The organism is Actinomadura sp. 7K534 (assembly GCF_004348575.1).
Lineage (GTDB): Bacteria > Actinomycetota > Actinomycetes > Streptosporangiales > Streptosporangiaceae > Spirillospora > Spirillospora livida.
In genome coordinates this window covers 1-5,528 of record NZ_SMKB01000351.1, presented here as the reverse complement: position 1 = coordinate 5,528, position 5,528 = coordinate 1, and the positions used below count along the sequence as shown (strand labels likewise).

Below are 5,528 nucleotides of genomic sequence, written 5' to 3'. Positions count from 1 at the left end.
GGGGACGCCTGGGTGGGCGGCGTTGGTTGCGGCGTCCATCGGGCAGTTCCTCGTCGTTCTGGACGTCTCCGTCGTCAATGTCGCTTTGCCTGAGGTGAGTGCCGGGCTCGGGCTCGGTGTGACCGGGTTGCAGTGGGTCGTCAACGCCTATGTGGTGACGTTCGCGGGGTTTCTGCTGCTGGGCGGGCGGGCCGCCGACCTTTTCGGGCGCAAGCGGGTCTTTCTCTGGGGCGTCGGGTTGTTCACCCTGGCCAGCCTCGCCGCTGGGTTCGCGCAGAGCGGGGGTGTGCTGATCGCCGCGCGGTCCGTGCAGGGAGTCGGTGCCGCCGTCCTCGCGCCCGTCACGTTGTCGCTGGTGACCGCCAACTTCCCCGAGGGGCCGGCGCGGACGAAGGCGATCGCGCTGTGGACGGCCGTCGGCACCGCCGGGGGCGCCACGGGCGGGCTCGTCGGCGGGCTGCTGACCGACTACCTGAGCTGGCGCTGGGTGTTCCTGATCAACGTGCCGGTCGGGGCGCTCGTCGCACTGGTGGCGGTCCGGTGGCTGCGGGAGGAGCGGAACACCGCGGGACGCGTCCGGCTCGACGTGCCGGGAGCCGTGCTCGTCACCGCCGGGGTGGCGCTGCTGGCATTCGGCATCGGGCGGATCGAGAGCCATGGCTGGACGGCGCTCGTCCCGCTCACGGCCGGGCTCGTGCTGCTGGCCGCGTTCGTCGCCGTGGAGGCGCGGACCGCTCAGCCGCTCGTGCGGCTCGGGCTGTTCCGGCTGCGCAGCGTCGCGGTCGGCAACCTCGCCACCCTGGTCATCATGATGGGCGGCTTCGCGCTCTGGTACTTCCTGTCGCTGTACATGCAGAACGTCCTGGGTTACAGCGCCGTCCGCGCGGGGCTCTCGTTCCTGCCGCACACGCTGGGCATCATCCTCGGGTCGCGGCTCGCCCCGATGCTCATGGAGCGCATGGACGCGCGGCTCCTCGCGGGCGCCGGCGGCCTGATGGCGGCGGCCGGGTTCGCGTGGCAGAGCGTCGTGCTGGACGCCGGGGGCACGTTCCTCGGGTCCGTGCTCGGGCCGGGCGCGACCATGGCCCTCGGGTTCGGACTGCTGATGACGCCGCTGGTGGAGGCGTCCACGCGGGGCGCGCCGGCCGCCGAGGCGGGCGCGGTGGCGGGGGTGGTCAACACGTCCCGCACTATCGGCGGCGCGATCGGCCTCACGGTCCTCGGCGCGGCGGCGGCCGCGTCCGGTCCGGAGCCGGTGGACGGCTACGCGGCGGCCTTCCTCGCCGCCGCCCTCATCACCGCCGCCGGGACGGCGCTCGTGGCCTTCCTGCCCGGCCACCACGCGTGACCAGCCGCCACGCGTGACCGGGGGCGTTCACACATCCGCGAAGAACAGGGACCGGGCGCCCGCCGGAGAGAGCGGGCGCCCGGCGTGTGCGGGGGTCAGCGGGCGGCGGCCTCGGTGAGGGTGGCGCCGGCCGCGACGCCCATGAGGCCGTACTGGAAGTTCCGCTCGACCTCGGCGATCTCGGCGGAGTTCGGGTAGGGGTTGCGGCAGGACGTCCCGGCGCTGGCCCCGGACATCAGGTCCGTGCAGCGGCCCGTGCGCCGGTCCGGCAGGCCGAGGATGTGGCCCAGCTCGTGGGACGCGATCCGTACCGTGTAGTGGCCTTCCTGGACGGCCTGGCGGCCCATCCAGATCGTGCCGCGGCCGAGGCTGGTGACGCGGGCGCGGGGCCAGCCGTCGTCGGCGACGATGACCACGTCGGCGGGGGACCCGGCGACGAACTCGACGTTGCCGACGCGCGCGTTCCAGATCCGGGCGCCCTCGTCGACCGCCGACCGGAACTCGGCGGAGCGGCTCGCGTCGTACCTGATCGTGCGGACGGCGTCGGCGGCCTCTGCGGCGGGCGCGGCCGATGCGGCGGTGCCCGTGCCGGCCAGGAAGGCCAGGCCGAGCAGCAGCGCCGCGCAGACCCTCAGCAGATTTCTGATGACCATGGGATTCCTCTGCGGTGGGAGCGGGGTAGGGGCACCCTCCGCCGGGCACCGCGCTCCGGCGGAGGGCGCGTTCACGCGGGCCGGTCAGCCGTTGAGGGCGCTGCCGACGATCTGCAGGATGCGGGTGCGGTAGGCGGTGACGTCGCCGTAGATGGCGGGGGACGTCGCGCAGGTGGAGGCGGTGCCGCGGCTGGTCGCTCCGACGAGCTGCCAGCGGCCCGACGAGCCGATGAGCGCGGGCCCGCCGGAGTCGCCGTAGCAGGCGCCGCGCCCGCCGCCGCCCTCGATGCACAGCTCGTTGCTGCTGATGCCGCGGCACTGCGAGTCCGCGAGGATCCGGGTGTCGAGCTGGCGCAGCCCGACGGGCGCGGGTCCGCAGCCGCGCACCGCGCAGGTCTGCCCCCAGCCGAGCAGGCGGGTCGCGGAGCCGATCGGAGCGCTGGTGGCGATGGTCACGGGCGCGGACGCGGCTGGGCTGGCGAGCCGGAGCAGCGCGACGTCGCCGCCGAGCGTCTGCCGGGCGGCGACCCGGCGGACCTCGCCGCCGGAGTTGTAGGTGGTCGTGCCGATCCTGACCTGGTACGGCGTGCCGCAGTGCGCCGCGGTCACGACCCAGCTCGGCGCGACGAGCGAGCCGCCGCAGCTGTGCCGGCCGGCCGAGCTCTGCAGCGACGCCATGAACGAGTACGTCTCGGACGCGGGCACACCGCCCACGATCTTGGTCGTGGGCTGCTCGGTGGGCGGCGGGGCGGGCTCCGCGTTGGCCACCGACATCCCGGACAGCGCCATGAACGCCGCCGGAACCGCGGCCAGCAGGCTGCGCTTCTTCATGAGCGGGGGGTCCTTTCACACGAGCGGGGGAACGTGCGGACCGCAGGGCCCTGACGGTCACCGGCCGGCGACACGGAAACCACCGCGGCGTCGGACCGGTGCATTGACTATTGACCAAGAATGCGCCGACCGCCAATGCCGATTCGGGCGGCCGCGACCGCAATAGAACGCTCTCCATGGAAAGAGCGGGCGCCACCTGCGAACTTTCTACGCGCAACCCGCCCGCACTGAACGAACGGCCATTTTTTCAACTCGCCCGTTCACATGCTGGAAAGGCCCGGCCGCCTGGGAGCGTGAAGCGGGCGCCGCCTGGGATGGGGGCGCCCGTCACGTGGGGTGCGAGGAAAGCGAAGGGGCTGGATCAAGGAAGTTGAGAAGGAAGCCCCCTCATGGCCTCGCGGGGACGACGTTAGCAGTCAGGCGGGGATCAGGTCGCCCAGGTTTTCCGGCGTGAAGACCCGCGAGTCGGGGTGCAGGCCCTCGGGGCGGTCAAGGCCGATGTAAGTGACGGGGCCGTCCGGGGCGGTACCGTTCCAGAGGGTCGTCTTCTCGGCGATGCCGAGGTCCTTCAGGTGGCCGACGGTGAGGAACCGGCGCTCCACGATCCCGCGCACGAGCATCGACGTCGTCACCCGGTTCCCCTCGACCCTGTTGAACACCACGCCGCCCTTGAGATGCAGGTGCATCCACTTGGCGCGCCACCTGCCGTCGTCGCCGCGCATGAACACCATCGGCAGCGCGACCCGGCCGGGGCCGCGCAGTTCCGACTTCATCCGGACGGTGCGCGCCTCGAAGGGGCGGCCCTTCTGCGCGCCGTCGCGGAGCATGAACCCGAAGAACGACTCCTCGACCTCCTCGAATCCCTCCCCGGAGTAGATGTTCACCTGCGGGACGACGAACCGCCGCCCGAGGCGCCGCAGCGACAGGTCGATGAACTCCGAGGCGCCTTCGGGGGCGTCGGTGATGTCGCCGGAATGCCTTCCGCCGGCGGTGCTGAGGTTGGTGTACGACAGCCATTCCGGGTCGAGGTAGTTCTCGTCGAGCATGAGCGCCGAAAGGTCGAAGTCGGTGCTGCGCTCGCGCTGCCGCCAGTGGACGAAGAAGCGCAGCAGTTCCCCGCTGACGGGCGACACCGAACCGCGCGGCAGGACGCCCAGGCCGTGCCCGGCCGCCTTGCCGCTGAGCGGAAGCGCGATGCCGAGCGCGTCCGGGTCGACGACCAGGTGCCCGAAGGACGGCAGGCGCCCGCGGATCTCCGCGTCGAGGAACGCCGCCAGCCGCGCCACCGTGCCGGGGTCGAGCGGCGCACGCGTGTCGGGCGCCGTCACGCCGCGGCCGTGGCGGTTGGCGAACACCCGGACCCTCCCCGTCGCTTCGGCACGGTTCAGCAGGTGCTCCCGCACCGACAGCAGGACCCGGCCCGACACCCGGTGCGCGACGGACTCCGCCGCCTCCAGGACGGCGTGCTCCGCGTCCGGCGCGCCGCGCAGCAGCCGGTCGAGCGAGCGGAACAGCAGGCCGGGCGCGCCGGTCGCCGCGCGGGCGGCGCCGGCCGCGTCGCCGGAGGCGAGCCGCGCCTCGACGCGCGCCGCGAACGACGGTGCCCGCTTCTCGCCGCGGGCGACCGCGAACACGTCCGCCGCCCGCGGCCACCGGGGGTACTCGTGCGGGTGGATCCGCTCGCCGAGCCGCTTCCACGGCTCGCGCCAGGCGGCGACGTCCCCGAGCTTGCCGGGGTCGGCGCGCACCACTCCGTCGAGCGCGGCGAGCAGCGACCGCCGGACCGGGCGCGGCAGCGGCCCGAACCGGGCGGGCTCCTGGAGGGTCACGTCACCGCCCGACGCGCGCACGCCAGGCGCAGCACGTCGGTGACGGTGTCGACCAGCGGCTCCGCGCCGGCTACGACGCGCACCTGGTTGATGAGGGCGCGGTTCTCCCGGACGGGGATGCGCTCCGGCTGCGGGCCGTCGGCGTAGAGCCCGGCGAGCCCGCCCAGCGCCGCGAGGCCGTCCTCGCCGAGCGGGGTCGCGCTGCCCGCGAGCCGGAGGTAGAGCCGCTCGCCCTCGTCGGCGAGGCCGCGGCCCAGGTGCAGCACCGTGAGGCGGTCGCCGGCGGCGGCGATCAGCTCGTCGTGCGCGGCGAGCATGTCCTCGTAGTCGTGCCGGTAGACGCCGTAGCCGGAGAGGGTGAGCAGGTTCAGGACGCCCTCGCTGAGGGACTCCATCGCGGCGGACGCCGCCACCGGGTCGAGGAGCGTCTCGCGCAGGCGGTCCGTCCAGAACTCCAGCGTGTCGGGCACGTTGTTCGGGAAGTCCCGGAAGTACACGTTGTGGCGGACGTGGTCGCCCGCCATCTCCCGGACGACCGGCAGCGTGCGCGCGGCGACGCCGAGGACGGCCGGCTCCGCCAGCCCGGACAGCGCGGCCATGAGGTCCCGGGACAGCTTGAACCCGGCCGACATGAGGGCCGCGTCGAGGCGCCGCGCCGCGGCCGCCCCGTCCCCGCGGGGCCCCTCGGGCGCGGGAACGCGGTGCGTGTGCCGGACGATCAGTTCCGCGAGCCAGATGTTCACCGCGTCATGGTCGCAGGAGCCCGCAAAACCATGCACATGGTTAATCGCGGTGAATACCGGTTCAGGGTCAGCTCATGTCCGAGGTGAGGACGCGGGGCTGCGTCCGCACCTCCGACATGAGCTG

The 5,528-nt window shown here is 73.6% G+C and carries 5 protein-coding genes; 1 reads left to right on the top strand and 4 read right to left on the bottom strand.

Annotation, left to right across the window (positions count from 1 at the left end):
* Positions 1-1,348: DHA2 family efflux MFS transporter permease subunit (locus E1266_RS35110; RefSeq protein ID WP_132054566.1), on the top strand; the 1,348-nt coding region annotated here is incomplete at its 5' end.
* 95 nt (positions 1,349-1,443) lie between these two features.
* Here the strand turns inward: E1266_RS35110 and E1266_RS35105 are convergent.
* The 4 genes from E1266_RS35105 to E1266_RS39055 form a co-directional block, all read right to left on the bottom strand.
* Positions 1,444-2,001, bottom strand: coding sequence for a snapalysin family zinc-dependent metalloprotease (locus E1266_RS35105; protein ID WP_132054564.1), 558 nt, complete (start codon positions 1,999-2,001; stop codon positions 1,444-1,446).
* An 84-nt stretch (positions 2,002-2,085) separates the two neighbouring features.
* Positions 2,086-2,832: a serine protease gene (locus tag E1266_RS35100; protein ID WP_165966335.1), complete on the bottom strand. Its 747-nt coding sequence runs from the start codon at positions 2,830-2,832 to the stop codon at positions 2,086-2,088.
* Between the two features lie 416 nt (positions 2,833-3,248).
* Entirely contained in the window at positions 3,249-4,661 is a 1,413-nt protein-coding gene (locus tag E1266_RS35095) for a TerD family protein (protein WP_207946111.1), read from the bottom strand.
* On the bottom strand, positions 4,658-5,404 hold the full coding sequence (locus E1266_RS39055) for a hypothetical protein (protein ID WP_207946110.1): 747 nt from the start codon (positions 5,402-5,404) through the stop codon (positions 4,658-4,660). Before E1266_RS39055 ends, E1266_RS35095 begins: the two co-directional genes overlap by 4 nt.
* Positions 5,405-5,528: the final 124 nt, after the last annotated feature.

Coding starts and splice junctions, on each gene's coding strand:
- E1266_RS35100 (WP_165966335.1), bottom strand. CDS start 2,832: ATGAAGAAGCGCAGCCTGCTGGCCGCGGTTCCGGCGGCGTTCATGGCG.
- E1266_RS35105 (WP_132054564.1), bottom strand. CDS start 2,001: ATGGTCATCAGAAATCTGCTGAGGGTCTGCGCGGCGCTGCTGCTCGGC.